This is a genomic window from Pseudoalteromonas sp. 10-33 (assembly GCF_001469195.1).
Taxonomy (GTDB): domain Bacteria; phylum Pseudomonadota; class Gammaproteobacteria; order Enterobacterales; family Alteromonadaceae; genus Pseudoalteromonas.
Genome location: NZ_LOFI01000001.1, coordinates 160,721 through 187,606 on the forward strand (window position 1 = coordinate 160,721; position 26,886 = coordinate 187,606).

23 protein-coding genes and 1 pseudogene are annotated in these 26,886 nt (G+C 37.9%); 19 read left to right on the forward strand and 5 right to left on the reverse strand.

Annotated elements, in window-relative coordinates; genetic code table 11:
* Positions 1 to 1,039 precede the first annotated feature (1,039 nt).
* From ATS76_RS00675 to galU, 17 genes and pseudogenes are all read left to right on the forward strand, one after another.
* Positions 1,040 to 1,408 (forward strand): GxxExxY protein, encoded by a 369-nt coding sequence (locus ATS76_RS00675; RefSeq protein ID WP_058550646.1) that lies wholly within the window; start codon positions 1,040 to 1,042, stop codon positions 1,406 to 1,408.
* A 237-nt stretch (positions 1,409 to 1,645) separates the two neighbouring features.
* Positions 1,646 to 2,758, forward strand: coding sequence for a polysaccharide export protein (locus ATS76_RS00680; protein WP_058550647.1), 1,113 nt, complete (start codon positions 1,646 to 1,648; stop codon positions 2,756 to 2,758).
* An 11-nt stretch (positions 2,759 to 2,769) separates the two neighbouring features.
* A complete protein-coding gene (locus ATS76_RS00685) occupies positions 2,770 to 3,204 on the forward strand; it encodes a low molecular weight protein-tyrosine-phosphatase (RefSeq protein ID WP_010555600.1) in 435 nt (144 codons plus the stop codon).
* A 15-nt stretch (positions 3,205 to 3,219) separates the two neighbouring features.
* Positions 3,220 to 5,442 (forward strand): polysaccharide biosynthesis tyrosine autokinase, encoded by a 2,223-nt coding sequence (locus tag ATS76_RS00690; protein WP_058551036.1) that lies wholly within the window; start codon positions 3,220 to 3,222, stop codon positions 5,440 to 5,442.
* Between the two features lie 39 nt (positions 5,443 to 5,481).
* Entirely contained in the window at positions 5,482 to 6,465 is a 984-nt protein-coding gene (locus ATS76_RS00695; protein WP_442960102.1) for a sugar transferase, read from the forward strand.
* Positions 6,466 to 7,218 (forward strand): glycosyltransferase family 2 protein, encoded by a 753-nt coding sequence (locus ATS76_RS00700; protein WP_058550649.1) that lies wholly within the window; start codon positions 6,466 to 6,468, stop codon positions 7,216 to 7,218.
* Positions 7,215 to 8,288, forward strand: a complete 1,074-nt coding sequence (gene rfbB, locus ATS76_RS00705) for a dTDP-glucose 4,6-dehydratase (protein ID WP_058550650.1) — start codon at positions 7,215 to 7,217, stop codon at positions 8,286 to 8,288. The genes ATS76_RS00700 and rfbB overlap by 4 nt, the downstream gene beginning before the upstream one ends.
* Before the next feature lie 11 nt (positions 8,289 to 8,299).
* Complete coding sequence (gene rfbA / locus ATS76_RS00710; RefSeq protein ID WP_058550651.1) at positions 8,300 to 9,163, forward strand: glucose-1-phosphate thymidylyltransferase RfbA; 864 nt, start codon at positions 8,300 to 8,302, stop codon at positions 9,161 to 9,163.
* Between the two features lie 10 nt (positions 9,164 to 9,173).
* Positions 9,174 to 9,731 (forward strand): dTDP-4-dehydrorhamnose 3,5-epimerase, encoded by a 558-nt coding sequence (gene rfbC, locus ATS76_RS00715; RefSeq protein ID WP_058550652.1) that lies wholly within the window; start codon positions 9,174 to 9,176, stop codon positions 9,729 to 9,731.
* Positions 9,731 to 10,555: an NAD-dependent epimerase/dehydratase family protein gene (locus tag ATS76_RS00720; RefSeq protein ID WP_058550653.1), complete on the forward strand. Its 825-nt coding sequence runs from the start codon at positions 9,731 to 9,733 to the stop codon at positions 10,553 to 10,555. Before rfbC ends, ATS76_RS00720 begins: the two co-directional genes overlap by 1 nt.
* Before the next feature lie 46 nt (positions 10,556 to 10,601).
* A complete protein-coding gene (locus tag ATS76_RS00725; protein ID WP_058550654.1) occupies positions 10,602 to 11,744 on the forward strand; it encodes an O-antigen polymerase in 1,143 nt (380 codons plus the stop codon).
* Complete coding sequence (locus ATS76_RS00730) at positions 11,734 to 12,858, forward strand: hypothetical protein (RefSeq protein ID WP_058550655.1); 1,125 nt, start codon at positions 11,734 to 11,736, stop codon at positions 12,856 to 12,858. Before ATS76_RS00725 ends, ATS76_RS00730 begins: the two co-directional genes overlap by 11 nt.
* Complete coding sequence (locus ATS76_RS00735; RefSeq protein ID WP_082664305.1) at positions 12,855 to 13,463, forward strand: CatB-related O-acetyltransferase; 609 nt, start codon at positions 12,855 to 12,857, stop codon at positions 13,461 to 13,463. The genes ATS76_RS00730 and ATS76_RS00735 overlap by 4 nt, the downstream gene beginning before the upstream one ends.
* Complete coding sequence (locus tag ATS76_RS00740; protein ID WP_058550656.1) at positions 13,460 to 14,632, forward strand: hypothetical protein; 1,173 nt, start codon at positions 13,460 to 13,462, stop codon at positions 14,630 to 14,632. The genes ATS76_RS00735 and ATS76_RS00740 overlap by 4 nt, the downstream gene beginning before the upstream one ends.
* A gap of 192 nt (positions 14,633 to 14,824) precedes the next feature.
* Positions 14,825 to 15,131 (forward strand): annotated as a pseudogene (locus ATS76_RS00745) (transposase); the annotation flags it as partial.
* Positions 15,132 to 15,286: 155 nt separating this feature from the next.
* Positions 15,287 to 16,453 (forward strand): nucleotide sugar dehydrogenase, encoded by a 1,167-nt coding sequence (locus ATS76_RS00750; RefSeq protein WP_058550657.1) that lies wholly within the window; start codon positions 15,287 to 15,289, stop codon positions 16,451 to 16,453.
* Positions 16,454 to 16,581: 128 nt separating this feature from the next.
* Entirely contained in the window at positions 16,582 to 17,502 is a 921-nt protein-coding gene (gene galU, locus ATS76_RS00755) for a UTP--glucose-1-phosphate uridylyltransferase GalU (RefSeq protein ID WP_058550658.1), read from the forward strand.
* Positions 17,503 to 18,460: 958 nt separating this feature from the next.
* Here the strand turns inward: galU and ATS76_RS00760 are convergent.
* Positions 18,461 to 19,903, reverse strand: coding sequence for a capsule assembly Wzi family protein (locus tag ATS76_RS00760; protein WP_058550659.1), 1,443 nt, complete (start codon positions 19,901 to 19,903; stop codon positions 18,461 to 18,463).
* Between the two features lie 797 nt (positions 19,904 to 20,700).
* Here ATS76_RS00760 and ATS76_RS00765 point away from each other — a divergent pair.
* Positions 20,701 to 21,174 (forward strand): peroxiredoxin, encoded by a 474-nt coding sequence (locus ATS76_RS00765; RefSeq protein WP_058550660.1) that lies wholly within the window; start codon positions 20,701 to 20,703, stop codon positions 21,172 to 21,174.
* 798 nt (positions 21,175 to 21,972) lie between these two features.
* Here ATS76_RS00765 and ATS76_RS00770 read toward each other — a convergent pair.
* From ATS76_RS00770 to ATS76_RS00785, 4 genes are read right to left on the reverse strand one after another with little or no spacing between them, the layout of a single operon-like run.
* Entirely contained in the window at positions 21,973 to 22,473 is a 501-nt protein-coding gene (locus ATS76_RS00770; protein WP_008130189.1) for a DUF3299 domain-containing protein, read from the reverse strand.
* 14 nt (positions 22,474 to 22,487) lie between these two features.
* Positions 22,488 to 23,768 carry an ABC transporter permease gene (locus ATS76_RS00775; protein WP_058550661.1) on the reverse strand — a complete coding sequence of 427 codons (1,281 nt, stop codon included), beginning with the start codon at positions 23,766 to 23,768 and terminating at the stop codon, positions 22,488 to 22,490.
* On the reverse strand, positions 23,765 to 24,451 hold the full coding sequence (locus ATS76_RS00780; RefSeq protein WP_058551038.1) for an ABC transporter ATP-binding protein: 687 nt from the start codon (positions 24,449 to 24,451) through the stop codon (positions 23,765 to 23,767). Before ATS76_RS00780 ends, ATS76_RS00775 begins: the two co-directional genes overlap by 4 nt.
* An 8-nt stretch (positions 24,452 to 24,459) precedes the next feature.
* Positions 24,460 to 25,533, reverse strand: a complete 1,074-nt coding sequence (locus ATS76_RS00785) for a CDP-glycerol glycerophosphotransferase family protein (RefSeq protein WP_201023482.1) — start codon at positions 25,531 to 25,533, stop codon at positions 24,460 to 24,462.
* 200 nt (positions 25,534 to 25,733) lie between these two features.
* On the opposite strand from ATS76_RS00785, the gene ATS76_RS00790 reads away from it, so the two are divergent.
* The gene (locus ATS76_RS00790) at positions 25,734 to 26,837 is read left to right on the forward strand and encodes a phosphoribosylaminoimidazolesuccinocarboxamide synthase (RefSeq protein WP_006792040.1); all 1,104 of its coding nucleotides are present in this window, start codon (positions 25,734 to 25,736) and stop codon (positions 26,835 to 26,837) included.
* Positions 26,838 to 26,886: the final 49 nt, after the last annotated feature.

A 26,886-nucleotide genomic window follows, 5' to 3' on the forward strand; every position in this document is an offset into this window, starting at 1 on the left:
TCATCAGTAAGTAGGAACTGCAACCTAGGGGCGGAAGCGTGCCCGAAGGGCTAGACAAGCAAATAGTTTTGCTTTCAAGCTGGAGCGAGAGGAGCTATGCGACGAACTGGAACGTGCCCGAAGGGCTAGTCGAGCTAAAACACTATTATTACCACAGAGAAGACAAAGAGAATTACAGTAGAAGTGATTTTAAGACCAACTCATTGTATTTCGCTCTCCTCTGTGTAGCGCGCAGCGCCTCGGTGTTCTCGGTGGTCAAAATTGTCTTGCGGTTATATTTTTAACCTAAACGATAAAGTGGATAAAACACGATTATCACCACAGAGAAGACAATGAGAAGTACAGGGTAAGATACTAAAAATAGTATGTTCCCTGAGTGAAGCGCGCAGCGCCTCGGTGTTCTCGGTGGTCAAAATTGTTTCGCGGTTAAATTCTTAACCTAAATGATAAAATGAATAAAACACGATTATCACCACAGAGAAGACAATGAGAAGTACAGGAGAAGATACTAAAAAATAGTATGTTTCCTCAGTGTAGCGCGCAGCGCCTCGGTGTTCTCGGTGGTCAAAATTGTCTTGCGGTTATATTTTTAACCTAAACGATAAAGTGGATAAAACACGATTATCACCACAGAGAAGACAATGAGAAGTACAGGAGAAGATACTAAAAAATAGTATGTTTCCTCAGTGTAGCGCGCAGCGCCTCGGTGTTCTCGGTGGTCAAAATTGTCTTGCGGTTATATTTTTAACCTAAACGATAAAGTGGATAAAACACGATTATCACCACAGAGAAGACAATGAGAAGTACAGGGTAAGATACTAAAAATAGTATGTTTCCTCTGTGTAGCGCGCAGCGCCTCGGTGTTAGTTAATAATGTTTAAAATTATGTCCACTCAGGTGTAGAATTTGCTCACGCGAAAGGGTGTGAATATAACCAAGTAAGCTAAACGCGCTAGAAAACACATAGGTAGCATATAAAATATGTGTAACTAAAATAATTAGTCTATATTCCAAGATGACAAATTTGCAAAGGATCGCCATGGAAGACTTACTAACTCAAAAAGTAATTGGTTGCGCTATTGAAGTACATAAAAACCTTGGGCCAGGCTTATTAGAATCAACCTACGAAAGCTGCCTAATATATGAACTACAGCAAACAGGTTTATCAATAAAAAGCCAAATAAAATTACCAATCAACTACAAAAACACAACTATTGATGCAGGGTATAGGCTCGATATATTAATTCCAAATAAATTAATAATAGAAATAAAAACAGTTGATAAACTATTGCCAATACATACAGCACAACTAATAACATACTTAAAGTTAAGCGGCATAAAAACAGGATTACTCATAAACTTTAACCAAGTAAAACTCATTGAAGGTATAAAGCGAATAAGCGTTTAATATAAAAGTGCAAAATAACACACTAAAATATCACAAAATAAACCAGCCCTGTTTGCTACCTTTATTTTATAAAACATTGAGTAAGCTTAAATACTTATTTAAAAGAAAGCAGCAATTCAAAAGCGCGTTTCGGCTTGCGCGAAAAGCCCTCACATGCTTTAATTACCGCACAAAAATACAAGTACTCACCAAGGTCGGTGAGGAACAAAATATTTAAAATAATTTTGGGATTCTACAATGGCGTTAAGCTGTAAATCACTCATCACCTCACTCGCATTACTATCAGTTACCGGTTGCACCATAGTGCCAGGCAGCCATTTTGAAGGCTTAGACTCTGGCGAGCAAACACAAAACCTTGAGCAAGATCTCGAAAAAGTAAATATTCAAATTATCGACTCGTCGTTAATTAAACAACAAAAACAAGCACGTGCATCTGCCAAACCAATATCGAACACCGCGGGCGTAAACGTAAGTAATTACGAATACAAACTAGGTGTAGGTGACGTACTAACCATAGGCGTATGGGATCATCCCGAGCTAACAATACCCGCAGCAGTGCAACGTACCGCAGAATTTGACGGCTTTCGCGTACAAAAAGACGGCACCATTACCTATGCTTACGCCCCAGATATTCCTGCCGCAGGGCGTACCATTAGTGAAGTACGCGAAGACCTAGTTAAACGCCTAAGCCGCGTAATAGAAGACCCACAAGTAGACATAAAAGTCGTGGGTTTTAGAAGCCAAAAAGCCTACGTAACCGGTGAGGTAAACAAACCAGGCGTATACCCAGTTACCGAAATACCACTCACCCTAATTGACGCGTTAAACCAAGCGGGTGGATTAACAGAAGCCGCCGATTGGCGCACAGTAACGTTTACCCGTGGTAACAAAACAGAAACCATACAACTCGACAGCTTTTATTCACATGGTGATATTTCGCAAAACCGTTTACTTCAACACGGCGACATAATTCATGTAACGCGTAACGACGCACAAAAAGTATTTGTACTGGGCGACGTAAAACGTGCAGGGTCTATAGTATTAAACCGATATGGCTTAAACCTAGCCGAAGCACTAAGCGACACCGGTGGTCTAAACGAAACCACAGCCGACGCCAATGGCGTGTTTGTACTGCGTAAAAGCAACGTAGAGCAAACAGGTGTTATTGCAAACGTATACCAGCTGCACGCTAAAAATATTACTGCAATGGTATTAGCCGAGCAGTTTGAACTGCAACCGCACGACATTGTATATGTAACATCGGCACCATTAGCCCGTTGGAACCGCGTAATAAGCTTATTACTACCGTCGGTATCAACGGTTGATAACCTAAACGACATTAATAACTAAGGCGCAAAACAATGTTCGATTCTGTATTAGTTGTATGTGCCGGTAATATTTGCCGCAGCCCTACTGGCGAATATGTATTAAAGCAAAAGCTTAAAGGTAAAAATATTAAAGTGTCGTCAGCTGGGTTAACCGCACTTGAGGGTAAACCTGCCGATGCAAAAGCAAAACAAATAGCCCAAGCACACGGTGTAAACATGGACGAGCACCAAGGCAGGCAGTTGTCGTCTGCGCTAGTTGCGCAAAATAGTGTAATACTGGTTATGGAAGAACGCCATTTAAACGATGTACACGCACGCTACCCAGAGGCACGCGGTAAAACATTTTTACTAGGTAAGTGGATTAACAACGCCGAAATACCCGACCCCTACCGCCAAAGCACCGAAGCATTTGAACACGTTTACACATTAATCGATAGCGCATGCAGCGCTTGGCAAAAGTATTTATAAGGAATGGCTAATTTAATGAATACCCAGCCTGAAAGTAAAAATAAAAACACCGCACAACCTACGCAAGAAATCGATTTAATGGCACTACTAGGCGCATTACTCGACCGCAAATACTTTATAGCAGGCATAACGGCACTGTTTATGTTTATAGGTGTGGTTTATGCGGTATTAAGCACGCCAGTTTACCAAGCTACCGCCATGATACAAGTGGAAGACGGCAGTGCATCAGTCCCCGGATTTGACGATATGGCAGGCATGTTCGAAAGTACATCGGCCGCAGTTACCGAAATAGAGCTACTTAAATCGCGCAGTATAATAGGTGAGGCAGTAGACACACTCAAGCTTGATGTTATAGCAGAACCAAAACTATTCCCGTTTATTGGTAACCGCGCGTACCGTAAGTTTACTCCAATGGATGAGGGCGATTTAGCCGAACCAAGTTTTGGTGCAAGCAGTTATGCATGGGGCGGTGAAAGCGTAAATGTTTTTAGGTTTGACGTACCACGCACAGCGGTAAACCAAGAGTTTGTAATTGTAGCGCAAGCCAACAAAGGAGTTGCTCTGCTAAATGGTGATGGAGACCAAATACTAGCTGGTAAAGTAGGTGAAGAGCTTACTAACGGTAAATTTAACCTAACAATTCGCGAGCTTAATGCACGCCCAGGTACCGAGTTTATAATTACCCGTAAAGACCGATTAAATACAATACTTGATTTACAAGCAGCCATTGGTGCAAGCGAAAAAGGTAAAGACTCAGGCATAATTAATTTAAGCCTACAAAGCACTAAACCAAGCTACGCCGAAAAAGTGCTAGATAAAGTAGCCGCTATATATGTGCGCCGTAATGTAGAGCGCAACAGCGCAGAGGCACAAAAGTCGCTAGAGTTTTTAGAAGTACAATTACCTGAAATTAAAAAACAGCTAGAATACGCCGAGCAACGCTTTAACGACTACCAAATAAAACGCCAGTCAATAAATATAACGCTTGAGACCCAAGGCGTGCTTGAGCAAGTAGTAAAGCTTGAAACAAAACTACAAGAGCTAAACCTAAAACGCCTAGAGCTGGGCCGTAAGTTTAAAAAAGACCACCCAGCATACCAAGGTATTATTGAGCAAATACAAGCAGTAAAAAGCCAAAAAAACGAACTTATTGGCGAAGTAGGTAACCTGCCGGAAACCCAACAAGAGCTACTACGTTTAAAGCGCGATGTTGAGGTAAGCAACCAAATTTATACGTTGTTATTAAGTAAAACCCAAGAGCTTGACATAGTACGTGCTGGTACCGTAGGTAACGTACGTGTTATAGACTACGCCGAGGTAAATACCAGTAAACCAGTTAAGCCTAAAAAAGCATTAATAGTGGTAATGGCAACCATGCTAGGTGGCATGCTTGCAGTGGCTATTGTACTTATACAAAAGGCCATGCATAAAGGGGTTGAAGACCCAAGCGAGATTGAAGGCCTTGGCATACCTGTATACGCAAGTGTACCCCACTCAGACTACCAAGATAAACTAACCGGTTTTACGGGGCGCAATAATAAAGCAGGTAAAGCAAAAAGCTTACTCGCGCTCGATAACCCAGCCGACCTTTCAATTGAGGCGCTACGTAGCCTACGCACCAGCTTACACTTTGCGATGATGGAAGCTAAAAACAACATTATTGCTATATCGGGCCCAAGCCCGGGTGTAGGTAAATCGTTTATATCGGTTAACTTAGCGGCAGTATTAGCACAAAGCGGTAAAAAAGTGCTTATTATTGATGCCGATATGCGTAAAGGCTACTTACAAACCCAGTTTGGCTTAAAATGGGACGATGGCCTAAGTGATTACCTGTCGGGCCGTTTAAAATTAACGCAAGTCACTAAGCCTACCAAGGTTGAAGGCTTAAATGTAATTACCCGCGGGCAAATACCACCAAACCCTTCAGAGCTGCTAATGCACAGCAACTTTAGCAAGTTGGTTGAAGAAGTAAGCAACGCTTACGACATAGTAATTATAGATACACCACCAATACTGGCAGTAACCGACCCGGCTATAGTGAGTGCGCATACAGGCACTACATTGCTAGTTGCACGCTTTGGGCAAAACCACTTGCGCGAAATAGACCTAACCCGTAATCGTTTTGAACAAAATGGCATAGACGTAAAAGGGCTTGTATTTAACGGTGTTGTTAAAAAAGCGAGTAATGCTTACGGCTACTATGGTTATTACAACTATGAATATAAATCAGATAAATAGAAAGAGCAGTACATGAACCTGAAAGTAGGTACACCCGATATGAATGAAGAGCCTGTAAGTAATAATCAAGAACAGCTGAAATCGATATTCATAACTGAAAGCTTTAAATCAAAATCAGAAGCACTAAAGCAAAGTGTAATTTATGTATTTTGCCCAGAGGAGTGTGCCAGTAATATAGGTGAAATTATTGATGATTATTCATTCGACATAATAATTAACGACTACAGTATTACTGACTTCACTAAAAAAGTAGTATGCCACTATCAAAGTGCGCATTTGAGTAAACAACAACGCAAGTTTTTAGTTAATGCCACTGAGTGTGGTGCATGGGTTGAACCTTTAGTAAGTTATTTAGACGACAGGCTAAAATACACAGAAGTGCGTTTACTACATAGTAGTTATTTTTTGCATCAAAAAGCGTTTTCTATTTTGTCAAATAAACGTACGCAAGTGGCAAAGCGTTGTGTAGATATGGTGAGTGCTATTTTACTCCTTATAATCACCATTCCATTTTCAATATTTGCTGCTTTGTTAATTAAATTAGAAAGCCCTGGGCCCATACTATTTAAGCAAAAGCGTACCGGTCAATATAACAAACAGTTTGAAGTTTATAAATTTAGATCTATGCGAAATGATGCAGAAAAAAACGGGGCTCAATGGGCTTCAAAAAACGATGCACGCGTTACAAAAGTAGGTAAATTTATTCGTAAAACACGCATAGATGAAATTCCTCAGCTTATAAATGTTATACAAGGCACTATGTCGATAGTAGGCCCAAGGCCAGAGCGTGAAGTATTTATAAAAGACCTAGAAAAAGAAATACCCTACTACCGTTTTAGGCACGCTGTTAAACCAGGTGTAACGGGGTTAGCACAAGTGAGCTACCCATATGGCGCATCGGTAGAAGATGCTATATGGAAGCACAAGTATGACATTCATTACATAAAGCATCATTCAGCTTTACTAGACATCAAAATTTTATTAATGACAGTACGAACAGTTATATTTGGTATGGGCCGTTAAATGAGTGTTGAACAGCCATTAGTGTCTATAATAATGCCTGCTTACAATGCGGAGCTTCATATAGCCGAGTCTATAGAGTCTGTTATTAGCCAAACTTACAGTAATTGGGAGTTGTTGATAACTGACGATCGCTCTACCGATAATACTCAGCAAATAATTAATGAATACGCTATTAAAGATCAGCGAATAAGACAGTTCATAAATGAGCAAAATGGTGGTGCGGGTGTTGCCCGAAATAACTCTATAAAGCAAGCTAATGGGCGTTTTATTGCATTTTTAGATGCAGATGACTTATGGTTACCAGAAAAGCTCACGAAACAAATTAGCTTTATGCTTACAAATAATTATGCATTCACATTTACGGCCTATCAAAAGCTAGAGCAGGGCGAACTTAGGGGTACTATCAAGCCCCCCACATTTACAAATTATAATAAGTTACTAAGTAGCAATGTTATAGGTTGCTTAACCGCGGTGTACGACACAAATGTTTTAGGGAAACACTATATGCCTGTAATTCGTAAAAGGCAGGATATGGGACTATGGCTTAGCTTATTAAAGCAAGTACCTAAGTCATATAGTCTACCTGACGTTTTAGCTTTATATAGAGTTGACTCTGGAATGACACAAAATAAATTTAAAATATTGAAATGGCAGTGGTTATTTTATCGCAATGTTTTGGAATTAAATATTTTTAGAGCCACTTATCATTTTTTTATTTATTCAGTTAAAGGTTTTTTAAAACACTCCACATGAAAATATTAGTTACAGGCGGTGCAGGTTTTATTGGTTCAGCTGTTGTTCGCCATATAATAAATAATACAACAGATTCAGTTATTAACATCGACAAATTAACTTATGCAGGTAACTTAGAATCACTCAAAAGTGTTGAAAATAATGAGCGTTACTCTTTCGAGCAGGTTGATATTTGCAACCGCGAAGAGCTTGATAGTGTTTTTAAAATGCATAAACCAGACGCAGTAATGCATTTAGCTGCTGAAAGTCATGTTGACCGCTCAATCACAGGCCCTGCCGAATTTATACAAACTAATATTGTAGGCACTTACAATCTATTAGAAGCGGCTCGTGAATACTGGAATACATTAAATAGCGATGATAAAAAATCGTTTAGGTTTCATCATATTTCAACTGATGAAGTCTATGGTGATCTCCCACACCCAGATGAGCAAGATGGTAAGCTTCCATTATTTACTGAAGAAACGTCTTACGCACCAAGCAGCCCTTACTCGGCAAGTAAAGCTTCGAGTGATCATTTAGTAAGAGCATGGCTGCGCACGTATGGCTTTCCAACTATTATCACTAATTGTTCAAATAATTATGGGCCTTACCACTTTCCAGAAAAATTAATACCTTTAGTTATACTAAATGCGCTAGAAGGTAAGGATTTACCTATTTATGGTAAAGGCGATCAAATACGTGATTGGTTATTCGTGGAAGATCATGCTCGTGCTTTATATAAAGTAGTAACTGAAGGTGTTGTTGGTGAAACTTACAATATAGGGGGCCACAACGAAAAGCAAAATTTAGAAGTGGTGCAAACTATTTGTGAAATCTTAGACACCTTAGTACCAAAAACGGCTAAGTATGCAGAGCAAATTACATATGTAAAAGATCGCCCCGGACACGATAGGCGCTATGCCATAGATTCAACAAAAATGAGTGAAGAGCTTAACTGGACGCCAGTTGAAACATTTGAAACGGGTTTGCGTAAAACAATAAAATGGTATCTAGCAAATCAACAATGGTGTAAAAATGTTCAGGATGGGTCGTATCAACGAGAACGTCTAGGCGAAATTAACTTTTAACGGAGAGTAGTATGAAAGGAATTATTTTAGCTGGTGGTTCAGGCACACGTTTGCACCCAATTACAAAGGGTGTATCGAAGCAATTACTACCTATTTATGATAAACCAATGGTTTATTACCCGCTTTCAGTTTTAATGCTAGCAGGTATAAGAGAAGTACTAATTATTACAACACCGGAAGAGCAAGAAGGCTTTACTCGTTTACTTGGTGACGGTGTTCAATTTGGCATTAGTATCACCTATGCAATACAACCTAATCCTGACGGGCTAGCGCAAGCATTTATTATAGGTGAGGAGTTCATAGGCTCAGATGATGTGTGCTTGGCGTTGGGTGACAATATATTTTTTGGTCAAGCATTTGGTAAGCAGTTAAAGCACGCGGCTGAAAATTTAACCGGTGCAAGTGTGTTTGGTTATCAAGTTATGGACCCTGAGCGTTTTGGTGTTGTTGAGTTCGATGAAAACTTTAAAGCTCTTTCAATAGAAGAAAAGCCAACAGCGCCTAAGTCGAATTGGGCAGTAACAGGCCTTTATTTTTATAATAACGCAGTGGTTGAAATAGCCAAAAATGTGAAACCGTCTTCACGTGGCGAACTCGAAATTACATGTATAAATCAAGCGTATTTAGATCAAGGTAAGCTTAATGTTGAGCAACTAGGTCGTGGATTTGCTTGGTTAGACACTGGCACTCATGATTCATTGCTTGAGGCATCGCAGTTTGTACAAACAGTAGAAAAGCGTCAGGGCTTTAAAATTGCGTGTTTAGAAGAAATTGCGTTACACCAAGGTTGGTTAAGTAAGCAGCAAGTGCAAGAAATTGGCTGTAGCCTAAGTAAAACCGGATACGGTCAATACTTATTAAACATTACAAAATAGTTTAAAAAATATGAATGTTATTAAAACTAAAATAAAAGACTTACTTATTATCGAACCCAAAGTATTTGGTGATGAACGAGGTTTCTTCTACGAAACGTTTCAAGCAGAGCGCTATAAGGCAGCTGGAGTTAATGCTGATTTTGTTCAAGATAATCGCTCTCGTTCATCAAGAGGAGTGTTAAGAGGGCTTCATTTTCAAAAAACAAAGCCACAAGGCAAGCTCGTCTCGGTTACTGAGGGTGAAGTATTTGATGTGGCCGTAGATTTACGCCCAGAGTCGAATACATTTGGCCAGTATGAAGCGGTATTATTGACAGGTGAAAATAAACTGCAATTCTTCGTGCCTCCCGGTTTTGCGCATGGTTTTTGTGTATTAAGTGAAACAGCAGACTTTCAGTATAAGTGTACAGATTACTACGACCCAAGTGATGAAGGCGGCTTGCTTTGGAATGACGATAATTTGGCTATACAATGGCCGATTGAGGCACCCTTGTTATCAGATAAAGATAAAATACAACCGACTTTTAATAAAATAAAATACCAGTTGATTAATGGGTGGGAAGGTTAATGGCGCTTTATACTGTATTTGGTGGTCGAGGCTTTATAGGTTCAGAAATTGTTAAGCAGTTGAATAGCTCAGGCCATGATGTTTTTGTGCCAATAAGAAATGACGAGCGCATTTTTAAGGAAGATCTTGGCTTTGTAATTTATTGTGCTGGGTATGGTGATTGTAGTAAACCTTTTGATGTGTTAGAAGCAAATGTAAGTTTACTATCACGGATATTGAAAAATTCAAAATTTGAAAGCTTAGTATATGTATCATCAACTAGGGTATATATGAATAACGATATATCTAGTGAGCAAGCAGATTTAAAAGTTTGTATGGATGATAATCGACGCCTTTTTAATTTATCAAAATTACTGGCCGAGGAGTTATGTTTTAAAAGTGAGCGTAATGTTTGTGTAGTGAGACCAAGTAATGTCTACGGTTTAGCTATAAATAGCCCGCTTTTTTTACCAGCTATTACCCGTAATGCAATAAAAAATAAAAAAATAGATATGTATATCTCACAAAATTATTGTAAAGATTACATATCCGTTACTAATGTTGCTGAAGCTTGTATAGAGTTGGTATCAAGAAAGTTTAATCGTCATGAAATAATTAATATTGCTTCTGGTTACAATATTAATGCGAAGCAGATTGCAGATGTACTTCAAAACTATACAAACTGTAAAGTGATATGGCACGAAATTGACTTTCCAAGTGAGTCTTTTCCAATTACTGATATATCTTCAATCAAAAACTATATACAAGACTATAAACCTAATAACCTTTTAGATGATTTAAAAGATTTGATACTGGATTTTAAATCAATAGGTAATTTTCAATAGTAGTATATTGGCACCTAGAAGGAAGTATTAAGTTTACGGAGTAAAAATGTTTAACGTCTTACCACTTGTTGTAATTATTTTGTTTTTTTGGTCTTTATTTTCAGGTGATGCTAGTTTACTAAATGTTCCACTTTTCCCTTTTCTGCTTCTTTTATTGGTTACAGTAATTGCTTTTTTGAGAATAGAAGTAATGAAGCAAAAAGCTATAATCTATTGTTATTTTATCATTTTGATACTTTGTTTTTTTGTAAGTGCATTTACTAACTACTCAACGTTTTATAACTTTTGGGTTTTAAAATCTTTTTTGAGTTATTTTTCTATTATTCTGATATTTAAAATTTTCTATTTAAATAGAGAATCATATAAATTTAATAAGAGTATCGCTTTATTATCTATCAGTTTGTTAGCATTTTTTCTTTTGGGTACTTTCTTTGGGGGGGGGGAAAGGGGGTCATTTGTTTTCGGCCCGAATATCTTATATAGAGTATTTACTATTTTAGCACTTGTTTCATTGTTGTTTTTTTATTTTATTCAAACAGAAAAGTATAAAAAAGTATATTTATTAGCGCTGTTTTCATTAGTATTATTTGCTGTTTTTCTAACAGGATCACGTGGAGGGCTACCTGCGCTATTTGTTTTTTTTGTAAGTTTAATCCATGCCTACTGCTACCGTTTAAGATTTTCTAAGTTATTATTAGTTTCCTTTTTAATCTTGTTATGTTTTATTTTTTATTCTTCCTTTTACAGTGCTGAGGTTATGTTGACTAGCCGGTTTTTAAACTTTGATTTTGAAGGGAATCAGTCCTTGGCATTAAGGTTAGCCCCCTGGGATAGTTTTATTAATAATCCAAGTGCTTGGGTTATAACCTTAGGCAAATCTTATGACGAATTTATGCTGGAGTTCGGAACTGCTACATTTCCATATCCTCATAATATTTTTTTAGAGCTTATATATTTTAATGGTTTTATAGGAGCTGTACTTTCTACATTTCTTATAGTTTCTTTTATAAAATCATTTTTTGAAATCATTTATGATGGTTTTGGATTGAAGTCAATTTTGTTTTATATTACTTTTATAATTTTTATAGGTTGTATGTTTTCCGGTAATCTACAGGATAACTTCATACTTATATCTCTAATGATGGCCCTGCATATGATTGATAACAGTAGGATTAATTGTGCTGATTAACTCAATTAGTAAATTTATGTTTAATTTCACTCCAATGATTTTGAGCCTACTTATAATGCAGGTTTTCATTTTGCCTGATTTATTCTTAACCTCTAAATCCGAATATTTATTTTTCAATTTTCTATTATACTCCGCATTATTGTATATACATATATTTAATACTGCCTGCTTTAATGAACAAGCTATATCATATTCAGGTAATGGGCAAAAAATCGATATTTTAAGCTTCTTTGTTTTTTTCTTAATCTATTTTTTTATTTGTGTCCTTTATTCTGTTCTCCAAGATTCTTCATTCTCAATATTTATTTTTTTAATCCTTCTTTACCCTGTGGATTTTTGTGTTAATGCTCTTAGACTCGTTGAAAAAGATAAAGCGATTGGCATGCTTTTAACTATTCAAGCAGTTTCTTTTTATATTCTATATACAACTAGTGCAATTAATGTGTTTGACTCATATACTGTAGCTAACTTAATTACGTTTATTGTCTTTTTATTTATTGTTGATTATAAAAAATTTAACGCTAGTTCCTTCGTATTTAGTCTTAAAAGGTTTAGCTTTTTTCTTTCAGTGTCTATACCTACTTTGAATCGTTATTTAGATAAGGTTTTTGTGCTTGTTTTTTTGGCTTTAAGTTTAAAAGCGTCTATTTACCCATATTTAGCTTTGTCGGGCCTGATTTTATTACCTCTAAGTGTCGCATCTAAAGTCTTGATGAGATCTTATGATGTAGATTATCCAATAAAAAAATACTGTTTTGCATTGTGTTTATTTTTCCCTTTTTTATTATTAATAATTTTTTTGTTAAATTACTTTGGTGTTCGGCTTATATATGAACAAAATGACAATATAGGTTTTAGTGCCTTAATAATTATAAGTGCTTTCAAGGCTTTTAACTTTCTTGAAATTTTAACTTTTTCTATATATTCAAAAAAACTCGATTTTCAGTCACTGTCTTCTAAAGTGTCGAAATGCCTAAGTTTGATTACATTTATTTTGTTATTATTAGGGTATGTTATAAATGTTTCACTACCTGAGGGGTCTTTGCTGTTTCTATGTGGATATTTTTTTATATCTTTTGTTTTACTAGTTCTATCTATTAAGGGTGATAAATGAAATTTATAATTATGAGAGTTTTAAAGACCGTTATTTATTTTATGAACATACTCTATCTTTCATGTGTTAAGAGAGAAATGAAAATTGGTCGTAGGGTTTTGATTTCATTGGATAGCGTGCTTGAGGGAAATAATCTTATTAATGATGATTGTAGAATAATTAGTACGAAAATACAGCGATATTCTTATGTTTCTCCACAGTCAATTATTGTAAATAGTAAGATTGGCAAATATTGTTCAATTGGTCCAGGCTGTAAAATTGGACTAGGTAATCACCCTTTAACAGATTTCTCAACATCGCCTTATATTTATAATAATACTTTATTTAAAAAGCGCCGAGATGAGGACTTTCTGCCTGTTACAGTTGGAAATGACTGCTGGATAGGTGCCAATGTATTGATTTTAGGTGGTATTAAAATTGGTAATGGAGTTATTATTGGTGCGGGCAGTATAGTTACAAGAGATATTCCAGACTTTGCAATAGTAGTCGGAGCTCCAGCTAAAATAATCCGATATAGATTTGATGAAAAAGATACTGCATTCATTAATGAGAGTAATTGGTGGGATTTAGACCCCGAAGAAGCTAAGAAGGTGCTTTCTAAATGAAAATATGTTTTGTAGGTTCTTCAAATACTATTTTTAGCCATTCATATCTAAAACTATTTAATGAACTTTCTGATGAGTTGTCTTTTATAGATATTGGAAAGGAGTGCTCACAGAGCATCGAATTTTTGCCTAAGGAAAATATATTGAGGCTTTATGAAGAAAAACAAAAAGCTAGCAGTACCTCTAGGCTTAAGCAATTTCTATCTTTTTTTAAGTTAGATAGAAATCCTTTTTTTATTTTTTTTCTGAGTTTAGTTGAGTCATTCAAAAATTTAGATTCAAGCAAAGCTGAAAGGATGGAGCGTTTTTTATTAAGTGCCAACCCAAGCATTATCGTTTATTTTTGGAGTACAACAGTCAGAACAGAGAAAAAAGCAATTGATAGTATTTCATTACTGGGGGAGGTAAAATCCGTATTAATAATTAACACCTATCCTGTGCGAAGTAATGTATGTTATGAGTCGCGATATTTAGCTTCATACTTTGACAGAGCTTTTTTTAGAGGTTTTGATGCTATTTCATTTCCATCAAAGGAAATGAAGTTTTTTTTCGACAAAAATAATATTAAATATAAACAGTCTCAAGTTCTACCTGACTTTTTGACTAGTGACTTTTCTAAAACTATTTACAGTTCAAATGATCCTAGACACATACCGGGGAAAAAAAAGGTTGCCTTTTTGGGAAATACTAATTTCAATTCAAGAACAATAGATAACGTTTATATGGATCTATTGAAAATATCTAGTTTAGGAATTGAAGTCTGGTTGCAAGAGTCCACTGATATTCTTGATTTATTGGAGAGTCAACCGAACCTTAATATTAAGACTTTTAAACCTTTTAGCTATGCTGAAATGTTAGCTGGTGAGTTATCAGATTTCTTGAAAATGTTTGATGGTATTTTAATGATTTATAATGGGATAAATAATGCGAGGACTGCAACAGGGTTTCCAACTCGTTTTGCTTTATCCTTGTATTCTGAAAAACCTATACTAATCAAATCAAATACCTTTATTTCCTTAGAAAGTCATTTTAGAGATATAGTTATTCCATATGAAAATGAAAAAGATCTGCTTAGAAAATTAAACTTATATAACTATAAATGCCCAAATTTCCCATTACATCTTGAAGATTATTCTAAGCAATGGAAGGAGTTCTTAGTAAGCGTGTAGCAACACATTCTTAGAGTTTAATATCCTCAGCATTAGCTTATTGATATCTCCGATTGGCTGTAGTCGTATAGTTTAATTTAAATACGCAATGTTTGATAATTTAACTTTAGATAATTTAACTTTAGATAATTTAACTTTAGATAATTTTCGCCTGCTTTTATTTTTTAATTTAGGGTGATTGGACTTCCCAGCTTTTCAACAGCTAAGCAAGCTACAGCATATGTTGGCCTAAAACCTAAGCTAAATGAATCAGGTTCGTTTAAAGGGAGAGCGACACTGAGTAAAATTGGCCCATCCAGAATTCGATCCAAAATATTTTTAGCAGCAGATAGTGCTGGAACACATAACCCAGATATTAAAGCACAAACAAAATCGCCTTCTAGCTGCTGGGAAAACAAAGATGCAAGCGTTAGGTGCAGCAATGAGAAAACTAATTCAAATTTGTTTTGGGGTGGTAAAGAGCCAAACAAGGTATCAGTCCGCATTAGCTTTAAATTAGGTTTGTACTCTGTTCTGAAAAATGATAGTTACACATACATACTCGAGCTATAGAGATGTTATAAAAGCACATTTTAAATTATGCTTTTGGCTATTCGTTTTCCCTCCTCGCTCTGATAAAATAGTAAAAATATTTTTTAAATATAAAGGAATACCATGAAAATTGCTGTGGTAGGGACGGGCTATGTAGGCCTTTCAAATGCAATGCTTTTAGCACAACACAATGAAGTGGTGGCATTAGACATTGATGAGCACAAAATTGCGCTTTTAAACGATAAGACATCACCAATTGTTGATACTGAAATTAGTGAATTTTTACTGCGTGATGATTTAAACTTCACAGCAACCACCGATAAAAAAGTGGCCTATGAAAACGCAGATTTTGTTATCATCGCCACTCCAACGGATTATGATGTAGAAACAAACTACTTTAATACGCGCTCGGTTGAAGCGGTTATTAAAGATGCTGTGGCACATAATCCTAATGCGGTAATGGTTATTAAGTCGACTATTCCGGTTGGCTTTACGGCTGATATTAAAAAGCAGCTTAAGGCTGATAATTTACTATTCTCACCTGAGTTTTTACGTGAAGGCAAAGCCCTTTACGATAATTTACACCCGTCACGTATTGTTGTAGGCGAGCAAAGCGAGCGCGCTACTGTTTTTGCAAACTTACTTAAGCAAGGCGCTATTAAGCAAGATGTTGAAGTGCTATTTACTGACTCAACAGAAGCTGAAGCCATTAAGTTATTTTCTAACACATACTTAGCTATGCGCGTAGCGTACTTTAATGAGCTTGATAGCTACGCAGAAGCACACGGTTTAAACAGCAAGCAGATTATACAAGGTGTAGGCCTAGACCCACGTATTGGTAACCATTATAACAACCCGTCGTTTGGTTACGGTGGCTACTGTTTACCAAAAGACACTAAGCAGCTACGTGCTAACTACCAAGATGTGCCAAACAATATTATTGGCGCAATTGTAGATGCAAACACAACCAGAAAAGACTTTATAGCTGCTTCTATTTTAAAGCGAAATCCAAAAGTGGTTGGAGTATACCGTTTAGTAATGAAAACGGGATCTGATAACTTTAGGGCGTCGTCTATTCAAGGCATTATGAAGCGTATTAAGGCAAAAGGGATTGAGGTGGTTGTTTATGAGCCTGTTCTTGAAGAAAGTGAATTTTACCATTCACGCGTAATAAAAGACTTAAACGAGTTTAAGCAGATATCAGACGTTGTGGTTTCTAACCGTATGGTTGAAGAGTTAAGCGATATTGCTGACAAGGTATATACGCGTGACCTTTTTGGTAGTGACTAATTAAATAATAGCTGTTTGTACAGTGACCTAACCCCGATAAGTTTGCTCGGGGTTTTACCTCGTTCATCCCTCATCTATATTTAATCTGTTAGTTTAAAAATAATTAATTTAAAAATAAAGGACTACCCATGAAAGCAGTAATCCCTGTTGCTGGCCTTGGCACGCGTATGCTACCCATGACCAAAGCAATCCCTAAAGAAATGCTCCCTATTGTTGATAAGCCACTTATTCAATACATTGTTAACGAGTGTGTTGCTGCAGGCATTAAAGAGATTGTGTTAGTAACCCATAGCTCTAAAAACGCTATTGAAAACCACTTTGATACCAGCTACGAGCTTGAAGCAACGCTTGAAAAACGCGTTAAACGCACATTGCTTGAAGAGGTGCGCTCTATTTGCCCTAGTGATGTAACCATTATGCACGTGCGCCAAGGTGAGGCTAAAGGTTTAGGCCACGCTATATTGTGTGCAAAGCCTATTGTGGGTAATGACGATTTTGTAGTTGTATTACCCGATGTAATACTTGATGCATACACAGCAAACCAAAAAACAGAAAACCTAGCTGCTATGATCGCTCGTTTTAATGAGACTTCAGCAAGCCAAATAATGCTTGAACCTGTTGCTATGGATGACGTAAGTAAATACGGTATTGCCGACATTAATGGTGTGCAATTAGTTGCTGGTGAAAGCGCTAAAATTAAAACTATGGTTGAAAAGCCAGAGGTTGATGTTGCGCCGTCAAACCTTGCTGTTGTTGGCCGTTATGTATTAAGTAAAAATATTTGGCCGCTACTTGCTAAAACACCAGTGGGTGCTGGTGGTGAAATACAGTTAACCGATTCTATTGATGCGTTAATGGCACAAGAAACTGTAGAGGCATTTCACATGAGTGGCCGCGCACACGACTGTGGCGATAAGCTTGGTTATTTAAAGGCGATTGTTGAATACGGTATGCGCGATGAAAAGCTGGGTAAAGAGTTTGCACAGCATTTAAATACATTGGTTAATGGTGAAAATGGACCAACATTAAACAATGTGGTTAATTTGTAATAAACAATTTGGCTTATTTTAAAATTATAAAACCGTGTTTAGTTTAAACACGGTTTTTTTGTTTTAGGCAAGCTTAGTATTGCGCTCTTTTCTTTGTAGCGCGAAGCGCCTCAGTGTTCTCTGTGGTGAAAGATAACCTAAAATAATTGGCTTTGGTTTTATCACTTACCCATCATTCGTTTCTCTTTATGCATTAAGGTTTTAAAAGCCAATTACTCACAAAGAGGCTAAGAGACGCTGCGCTTTAGAGTTGGAGACTAAGTGATTTTATATTTAACAAGTACATCAACTTAGTTTAAACACACTATAATATTTAAAGTAATCCACACATAGGCGTGAAGCTTGCTCACGCGAAAGTTGTTAATGAAAACATGTGTAAATTAAACGCGCTAGCAAGCAAAGCGCCTACAAAAAACGCGAAGTATTGCTTCAAGTAGAAAATAACCTAAACCCATTGGCTTTGGTTTTCTCATTTACTGCTTATTCGCTTCTCTTTGTGCATTATGTTTTTAAAAGCCAATTATTCACAAAGAGGGTAAGAGGCGCTGCGCTTTAGAGGGTTGGATTATAGTAGCGGCTTTACACCGCGCTTTTTTGTGGGGGGGATATTTGGGCTAGTGCTGGCTTTTATATTTTGCGTAAAGCTTGCTCATGCAAAAGGTTGTTAACGTAACTATGTGTAAATTAAACGCGCTAGCAAGTAAAGCGCCTACAAAAAACGCGAAGTATTGTTTCAAGTAGAAAATAACCTAAACCCATTGGCTTTGGTTTTCTCATTTACTCCTCATTCGCTTCTCTTTGTGCATTACGGTTTTAAGAGCAAATTGTTCACAAAGAGGCTAAGAGACGCTGCGTTTTATAGGCCGGTAATAATTGATTTGATATTTAACCAAGGACGTTTGAAGCTAAGTTTCTAACGTGCACAGCTTTTGTCTATAATAAATTCGTATTTTCGAATTTAAAAATTAGCTGAGAGGGCGATTCTCGAAAATGCCTCGCCATAAACGTCTTTACCTAAATAAAGCTCAGCGCCTAGGCTTTTAGCACCCCAAACAGGTTTGTTTAGTTTACGCGTATAGGCTGTTTGGAGTTCATAACTGGTTTTGTAACCATCACGTTTGTTTGTAAGGCCGCGTAACGTTGTATTTAAGCTTTCTTTAGCGCTAAGCTGCCAATGCCAGTTAATACTCATCGATTTTGCTGGGGGGTAGTCGGTATAATCGTGCTCGTCCCCACCCCAGTGGCCAATTACGTTGCCTGAGTTACGGTTCCCATCTTGATATATTCTGTTTGCATACCAGCCGCCTTGCCAGTTGCTATGTTCAAAACGTAAGCTGTGATCGTTTGCAATAAAGGGGAGGTATAGCCCGAAGCTATAAGCGTTGTTTCGGGTGCCGCCAAGTGTATCTTCAAGCGCAACTTCACCATAAAGCTCATACGGTAAATTAAATAGGCTGTTGTTGTATTCAAAAGTGATTGAGCCTAATTGATCACCAAGCTCAAAGTTGCCTCCAATTTCATTTGCATCCTTACTACCAACATTATCTTTTGCACCGGGTGTAAAAAAACCTTCAGCAAAGTCTTTTAAGGTTACGCTACGCGGGCCCCCACCAAATTGCATTAAGCGGCTTAAGCCAATAGTTAAGTTCTCTGTTGCTGCAAAGCTAATATGTAAGCCGTATAAATATGGTCTACCTTTTTCGTAAATACGGACGGTGGAGTTTTTTTCTTCTTCATTTAAAATTCCACGCTGCTCGGTCATTTTACTAATAAACATATCGTACCGAATTTTAAAGCTGGTTATTGGCTCAACATTACTTATGGTAATTGACGGTGTTGTTTTAGCGTGTGTACTTAATAGCATAGCGCTGTCGTTAAAAGGCGAATACCAATGTTCACGGTAGCCTATATCGACCTGTGCGTATTTATTACCTAGGTAAATAAAGCTTTGGGTTGGGAGTATTTCGTTTTCGTTTGCAATGCCTGCCACGCTTACACCAAAGTAACGGCCAAAGTTAGCGTAAGCGCCACCTTCAACAATTAAGTTGGTTTTAGTGGTTTGCCCACGTTGGTTTGGCAGTGTTTTGTTTTTTGTACCGGCAGCAAGGGTTGCTTTAGCAAATGTGCCTGCATCGCTTTGAATGTACGGGCTTATTTGGTACGACAAAGTTTGGTAAAGCTCTGGGTAACTATGCCTAATGGTTTGTAGTACGTTATATATGTCGTGCACTTTATAAGGCTTGCTCATAATATGGGTATTTTTACTTACCGCTAAAAGGCGCGCTACATTATGCTCTAACTCTGGTGCTTGGTTTAAAGGTAAGTATGGTGATACGCCTCCCTTTGCTAAAGCGTTTGCACTTAATGCTAATGCTATAAGTAACGATGTTTTTTTGAGCATAATTATTCCATTTGCCAATTTTTATAGTAAGTAAATACGTTAATGCGAGGTTAGCAATAAATACGTTAGTAAGAAAGAAAAAGCGTTAATACATAGTGGTTTTAAGTTGCTAGTTATAAGGTAAAGTTTCTAGATATTAGATGGTAGTTACAGGTGTTAGTTTTCCATTTAAGTTGGCGGCAGTTATCAGAATAGTCATTAAGGTTTGTATTGATGAGCGTTATTTACAAAAGTGACTTATTCACTACAGAGAAGACAAGGAGCTGTACAGGAGAAGTAATTCTAAAACATATATATTGTATTACGCTCTTCTCAGTAAAGCGCGCAGCGCCTCGGTGCTCTCGGTGGTCAAACTTGTTATGTAACTTGGGCGCCGTACCTAGTTGATAAAGTGAATAAGCCATTATTATCACCACAGAGAAGACAAGGAGTAGTACAGGAGAAGTAATTCTAAAACATATATATTGTATTACGCTCTTCTCTGTGAAGCGCGCAGCGCCTCAGTGTTCTCGGTGGTAATTAATTTTTAGAGTTATTTCAACGAAGGTGTGAAGCTTGCACACGTAAAAGGTTGTTTATTTAACTATCTAAAAACAAAGTACGTTAGCAAGCAAAGCGCATACATTAAATTCGCTGTGCTACTGTAAGTTCGGATTAGTCGATGAGCATTCCAACTTGTACCTTAACGTATATTGTGTGAAAAATTTGTATTTATGCTTATTGATAATAAAGCTGCGCCTATTAGTAAAGTCCACTATGCTATGGGCTATTCGTTATTTATATTTTAAGGATTTATCATGATTGAACAAGGCCAAAACGTACCACAGGTTACGCTTACGCAGTTAACAAGCGAAGGCACGCAAACACTGACTAACAAAGAATTATTTGATGATAAAAAAGTGGTGTTATTTGCTGTGCCTGGGGCGTTTACGCCAACGTGTTCAAATGCGCATTTACCTGAATTTATTACCCTTGCTGATAAAATTAAAGCAAAAGGTGTTGATGCTATTTATTGTGTTTCGGTAAACGATGCCTTTGTAATGAAAGCATGGGGCGACTCGCAAAACGCTGAGGAAATTTTAATGCTAGCCGATGGTGATGCAAGCTTTACCAAAGCACTCGGACTTGAAAAAGACACCGCTGGCTTTGGTGGTATTCGTTCATCTCGCTACGCGATGATTGTAAATAACGCGGTTGTTACTGGGTTATTTGTAGAAGAAGGCAAAGAGTTTACAGTAAGCCGCGCAGAACATGTCTTAGAAAAGCTTTAAGGCCCCATTTAGTTTTCAAATATGAATTAGTAGAAATCAGTTGTCAGTGGTTAGTTATCAGATCATAGGTACTTGGAAGTCATCAGAATAGTAATTAAGGTTTGTATTGATGGGCGTTATTTACAAAAGCGATTTTTTTCACCACAGAGAAGGCAAGGAGGAGTGCAGGAGAAGTTACTAGCAAATAGTATATTTTATCTGAGTAGTACGCAGCGCTTCGGTGTGTTAGATGTTGTAAAATAACTCAAACTAATTGGCTTTGGTTTTATCATTTACTACTCATTCGCTTCTCGTTGCGCATTAAGGTTATATTTAAATGTCAATTATTCACAAAGAGGCTTAGAGACGCTGCGCTTTAGAAGGTTTCGTTGTAGCAGAGGCTTTACCCGCGTGTTGTTTTGATATAAAAGTGATGATGTCACCACACAGAGCACCGAGCAGTACAGGAGAAGTAATTTTAAGACAAATATTTTGTATTACGGTCTTCTCAGTATAGCGCTTAGCGCCTCAGTGTTCTCGGTGGTTAAAATTGTTTTGTAGCTTAGGCTTTGCACCTAGTTGATAAAGTGAATAAAACATTATTATCACCACAGAGAAGACAAGGAGCAGTGCAGGAGAAGTAATTCTAAAACATATATATTGTATTACGCTCTTCTCTGTGAAGCGCGTAGCGCCTTAGTGTTCTCGGTGGTTAAAATTGTTTTGTGACTTAGGCTTTGCACCTACTTATATACTAAATGAGGCGGTATTATCATCGCAGAGAAGGTAAGGAGCGGTGCAAGAAAACTGAACGCTTTTTCAAAGCTCAAACGGCGCTACGCCTACGGCTTTCATTTTGTAACCCACCTGTGCTAATTCACCTGACCAGGTTTCTGTTGTAATAATACCTGTGACTACAATTGCATCGTAAAGGCTTTCGATTGGTACGCCGCCTTTTATAGTAACGTGTACAAGCTGGTTAGGTGGCGGTGGTGGTACGTGTATGCAGGCGCCAAAATACGGTACTAATAAAAATTCGGTGATTACTTCGCTATCGCCCTCTAGCGGTACAACAAAACCGGGTAAGCTGACAGATTGCCCGTTTAGTTCTTTTACTACAGGGGCGTCTAAGTCGGGTTGTACCCAGTTTTGATCGCTGCCTTCGTGGTTAGCTTGTGCTTGGGTATCTATTTGCACATGGCCTTTAGGGATCAAGTCTTCCCAAAAAATTTCTTTAGGTGGGTTAGCGTTACTTGAAAAGCTAATAATAGCTAAGCTTAATATGCAAAAAGCATTTAAAGCTGTTTTAAAAAGTGTCATAAAATTCCTAAACATTATGTTTTTATACTCATGCCGTCGCTGAGTGAGTAAAAATAAGCACGAGTTGCTGGTATTAAACCAATAATAAAACCCGCCGCCATAATAGCGCCTATGAGGGTGAGTTCATAGCGTGAAAGGATAGCTATATTTACACTAATACCCGCATGGCTTTGTAGGTAGTCGGCTCCTAAAAGTAATGTGGCGTAAAATAATGCACACCCAAGCACACAGCCTAAAAATGTTGTAAGCAAGGATTCCATACTTATAAGTGTAAATAGCTGCCATGGCCTTGCACCAACTGAGCGTAATATAGCAAGTTCACGTCGACGTTGATTAAGGTTTGCGAGTAATGTAGTTAACATACCGAGCAGGCTTATCAGCACGACAACAAATGAAAAAAGCAGCAATATTTTTTCAACAATGGCGAGCATTTCCCATAAGTCTTTTAGTGTGACGGTAGGCATAATGGCTAATAGAGCCTCGGGCTTGTACTGATTTATATTGCGCCTAATTTGTAGTGTATACAAAGGCGAATCAAACCCCATTAAAAATGCAGTGATTTGTTTAGGGTGACCAGTTAGGTTGTTATGCTCACCGTGCTCACCGTGCTCACCGTGCTCACCGTGCTCACCGTGCTCACCGTGATTATGACTTGCGTTACCGCTGTGAATCAAATCAATAGCGGCAAGCGGTATATGCAGTGTTTTGTCGACCGGGGTACCCGTCGGGTTTAAAATACCGACTACTTCAAACGGGTTGTCGTTGTGATGATGAAAACTGGTATTACCCATACCATGAGATATTACAATGCTATCGCCCAGCTTGTAGCCTAGTTTTGTAGCCACCTCGCTGCCCAATACCACGCCGTGAATAGTGCTAAAAGGATTACCTGCACTAAAACTCAAATGTTGTTTTTTAGCAAAGCGGTAATGGGTAAAGTAATCGGGGGTTGTGCCTAACACGGCTTGGCCTTTGTGGCTGTCGCCAAGGCTAATAGGAATGCTCCACTTTACGCCGCGTTGGCTTGTTATGTATTTGTAGCTTTGCCAGCTCACGCCATTATTGGTGTGGCCAATTCGAAATACCGATGAAAGCAGTAATTGAATATCGCCGGTGCGGGCTCCTACAATTAAATCGGTACCCGAAATGGTATTGCTAAAGCTGCTTTTAGCATCAACTCTAACACGTTCAATACTTAGCAATAACATAACGCTAACGGCAATGGTAAACAGTGTTAAAACAACACTTGCACGTCTATTTAATAGGCTTTTAAAAGCAAGCTTTGTAAGGATCATAATGCCTCCTGCAAACTTACTAAGTCGATTGAGCGATTAAACAGCGGCTTTAAGTTTTCGTCGTGGCTTACAAATATCAATGTGCTGTTTGTATTACTCGCTTGTTCAAACAATAAGTTAATAAAGCTTTCGCGGTTTTGTGTATCAAGGGCTGAAGTTGGCTCGTCGGCAATTATAATTTCTGGGTTACCAATAAATGCGCGTGCGGCGGCCACGCGTTGTTGTTGGCCAATGCTTAACTCTGCCACATTTTTGTTATGATATTGCTTGGCTAAACCCAGCGCGTTCAGTAACCGTTTTGCCTCATTATTTAACGTGGCAGAGTGGCTTAATGCTTTTTGTTGGCGCTTTTTTGAAAATTGGCATCCCAGTATTACGTTTTCAATAGGCGATAGGTAAGGAAGTAAGTTGAAGTTTTGAAAAATAATACCAATGTGGTCAGCTCTAAATACATCACTTTGAGTGTTACTTAGGGTATTTAAGGTGTGGTTTAATAACGTGACATTGCCGCTGGTGGCTTTATTTATACCGGCAAGTAAGGCAAGTAACGTTGATTTTCCCGAACCACTTGGGCCATGTAAAAAAACATGTTGGCCTTTTTCAATATTAAGTTTGCTAATAGTTAGCGTGGGCGTTTTATCGTTTTTATGCCATTTAAAAGTAACGTTATTAAGGCTTATCATTGTTTGGTTTACCACTTCCAATAATTAAGGTTTTTGCGCGTTTTAAACTGCCTAATAATATTAAACGGTTTAGGTTTTAGCTTTTCGTCACTAAGTAAAAACTCATTCGTTGCAGCCACTACTCGCTCACTTGATTTACCGTCTGTGTATGGGTGCAGCTGTTGGCAATAGCTTTCTATATTTTGCATCAATGTTTTAGGGTAGGTAAATGCAAGGTCTATCGCGTCTTCTAGCTTATTTGGATCTGTTACGTTTAGTAAGTGCTTGTCTGGGGCATTATTACAAAAGGTCACAACAGGCTTTCGCTGCACTATAAACATTAAAAGCACCGACGAGGTATCACACAGCATTACATCGGCCGACTTTAATAAGGGGACTACGTCGTCAGTTTCAATAAAGGTTAAGTTTTGATTACTTAACGCTTTGTATTTATTAACATGCTCAATAGGCATTTTAGGATGAAACTGCATTAATATGCGCCACTTTCCTGTTTCGCTAAAGTGTTTTATTTGCTCGTAAAGTTTAGGCGCAAGTGATAAACGCTTTGAAAAAGTAGAACAAATTAAAAGTGTAGGGCGAGTGTCGGTTTTACTGATATATGGGGTGTGTAATTCGTCAGTAAACAAGCGGTCGAGCGTTGGCCAGCCAGTTTCTGTCACTTTAAAATACCCCAGCTTTTTTTGTAAGGCTTTAAATGGCACTGTGGTATTGGGGCCTTGAGTACAGTAAAGATCAAAGCAGCCCCTTGCTTTTAGGTGGTCGTTGTTACCTTTTTTATCAAGTTTTCCGGCATCAAAACCATGAAATACACCCACTTTAATACCCGGAAAAAACGTAGGAATTAAATTGGCCGGTGCAAATGTAGCATCGGGTTTCCAGTTGTGAATATCGTCTATTGAATTAAGACGTATTTCATCGGGTGTTAAAAAGTCAGGGTTTACAGAGCTACCTTGTAAAAACCAGCGAACCTGACCACCATTCGCTAATATGGCCGCTTGAATAGGCCTCAAAATTGCGTATGAATAATTTTGAGATATATACATTAAGTATTTTTTATTTTTGGTGGTGGTTAAGTACTTCAAGCTAGCTCCTCGACTCAATAGCACAGCCAGTTTACCCGATTGTGACAACCATATAAATATTCTTGCTAAATCTCTTAACCAAAGTTCAGGTTATTTAGTTTCAAGCCCAAGATTGAGCTTTGAAGTTGGCTGGATTATCATACCGCACATAACCCCATACCATACTTTGCTCATAGAGCATCCCTAACCCCGGAGATAGCATGACTAGCTATAAAGTTTTAGACGTAAACGATGATTTACCCATCCGCACCAAAGGTGAAGTACACAGTGGTAAAGTGCGTTCAGTTTATTGGCTAACAGATGAAGACAGTGCACGATTAATTAAAGATAAAGGCTACAAAGTACCCGCAGGTACTGAGCTGGCTATTATGGTGATTTCGGACCGTATTTCAGCGTTTGATTGTATTTGGCAAGGTGAAAATGGCTTAAATGGTGTGCCGGGTAAGGGGATAGCACTTAACACCGTTGCATCATATTGGTTTAAATTATTTGACGAAGCAGGCCTAGCTGGCAATCATATTGTGGATATTCCACACCCATATGTATGGATTGTTCGTAAAGCAAGCACAGTTAAGGTAGAGGCGATAGCGCGCCAATATATTACGGGTAGCATGTGGCGTGATTACGCTAAAGGGACACGTAACTTTTGCGGTATAGATTTACCTGAAGGATTAAACGCGAATCAAAAACTCGATAATGTACTTATTACGCCATCAACCAAGGGGATTATTGAAGGCGTTGCCGACATACCGCCAGTAGACGATGTAAATATTACCCGCGAGAACATAACAAATAACCTAGACGTATTTAATTTTAAGTCGGAAGACGACGTTGCAAAATACGAAAAGCTGTTAGTAGAAGGCTTTGGCTTAATTAGTAAAGAGCTTGCCAAGCTTGACCAAATTTTTGTAGATACCAAGTTTGAATTTGGTTACGTAGAAGATCTAAATGGTGCACAACAGCTTATTTATATCGACGAAGTGGGTACACCAGATTCATCGCGTATATGGGATGGCGCTGCGTATCGAGATGGTAAAATTGTTGAAAACTCTAAAGAAGGCTTTCGCCAATTGTTAATTAATAACGTGCCAGAAAGCGACGTATTACTAAACAAAGATCGCATGGCTGAGCGTGAAAAATTAGCAAAAGAGTATATTTTACCCGAATCAGTCATGCTTGAAGTGTCTAATACTTATGTGGGTATTGCCAGCAAAATAGTTGGTGAAGCAATTACTATTCCTGAAGATCCGCGCCAAGAGGTCATTTCTATTTTAGACGCTGATTATGGCTTAATTGTAAAATAGCCATACTAAAGAACTAAAAAACCCAGTGGCTAACTTTTTATTTTTAGTT

Coding starts and splice junctions, on each gene's coding strand:
- ATS76_RS00675 (WP_058550646.1), top strand. CDS start 1,040: ATGGAAGACTTACTAACTCAAAAAGTAATTGGTTGCGCTATTGAAGTA.
- ATS76_RS00680 (WP_058550647.1), top strand. CDS start 1,646: ATGGCGTTAAGCTGTAAATCACTCATCACCTCACTCGCATTACTATCA.
- ATS76_RS00685 (WP_010555600.1), top strand. CDS start 2,770: ATGTTCGATTCTGTATTAGTTGTATGTGCCGGTAATATTTGCCGCAGC.
- ATS76_RS00690 (WP_058551036.1), top strand. CDS start 3,220: ATGAATACCCAGCCTGAAAGTAAAAATAAAAACACCGCACAACCTACG.
- ATS76_RS00695 (WP_442960102.1), top strand. CDS start 5,482: ATGAATGAAGAGCCTGTAAGTAATAATCAAGAACAGCTGAAATCGATA.
- ATS76_RS00700 (WP_058550649.1), top strand. CDS start 6,466: ATGAGTGTTGAACAGCCATTAGTGTCTATAATAATGCCTGCTTACAAT.
- rfbB (WP_058550650.1), top strand. CDS start 7,215: ATGAAAATATTAGTTACAGGCGGTGCAGGTTTTATTGGTTCAGCTGTT.
- rfbA (WP_058550651.1), top strand. CDS start 8,300: ATGAAAGGAATTATTTTAGCTGGTGGTTCAGGCACACGTTTGCACCCA.
- rfbC (WP_058550652.1), top strand. CDS start 9,174: ATGAATGTTATTAAAACTAAAATAAAAGACTTACTTATTATCGAACCC.
- ATS76_RS00720 (WP_058550653.1), top strand. CDS start 9,731: ATGGCGCTTTATACTGTATTTGGTGGTCGAGGCTTTATAGGTTCAGAA.
- ATS76_RS00725 (WP_058550654.1), top strand. CDS start 10,602: ATGTTTAACGTCTTACCACTTGTTGTAATTATTTTGTTTTTTTGGTCT.
- ATS76_RS00735 (WP_082664305.1), top strand. CDS start 12,855: ATGAAATTTATAATTATGAGAGTTTTAAAGACCGTTATTTATTTTATG.
- ATS76_RS00740 (WP_058550656.1), top strand. CDS start 13,460: ATGAAAATATGTTTTGTAGGTTCTTCAAATACTATTTTTAGCCATTCA.
- ATS76_RS00750 (WP_058550657.1), top strand. CDS start 15,287: ATGAAAATTGCTGTGGTAGGGACGGGCTATGTAGGCCTTTCAAATGCA.
- galU (WP_058550658.1), top strand. CDS start 16,582: ATGAAAGCAGTAATCCCTGTTGCTGGCCTTGGCACGCGTATGCTACCC.
- ATS76_RS00760 (WP_058550659.1), bottom strand. CDS start 19,903: ATGCTCAAAAAAACATCGTTACTTATAGCATTAGCATTAAGTGCAAAC.
- ATS76_RS00765 (WP_058550660.1), top strand. CDS start 20,701: ATGATTGAACAAGGCCAAAACGTACCACAGGTTACGCTTACGCAGTTA.
- ATS76_RS00770 (WP_008130189.1), bottom strand. CDS start 22,473: ATGACACTTTTTAAAACAGCTTTAAATGCTTTTTGCATATTAAGCTTA.
- ATS76_RS00775 (WP_058550661.1), bottom strand. CDS start 23,768: ATGATCCTTACAAAGCTTGCTTTTAAAAGCCTATTAAATAGACGTGCA.
- ATS76_RS00780 (WP_058551038.1), bottom strand. CDS start 24,451: ATGATAAGCCTTAATAACGTTACTTTTAAATGGCATAAAAACGATAAA.
- ATS76_RS00790 (WP_006792040.1), top strand. CDS start 25,734: ATGACTAGCTATAAAGTTTTAGACGTAAACGATGATTTACCCATCCGC.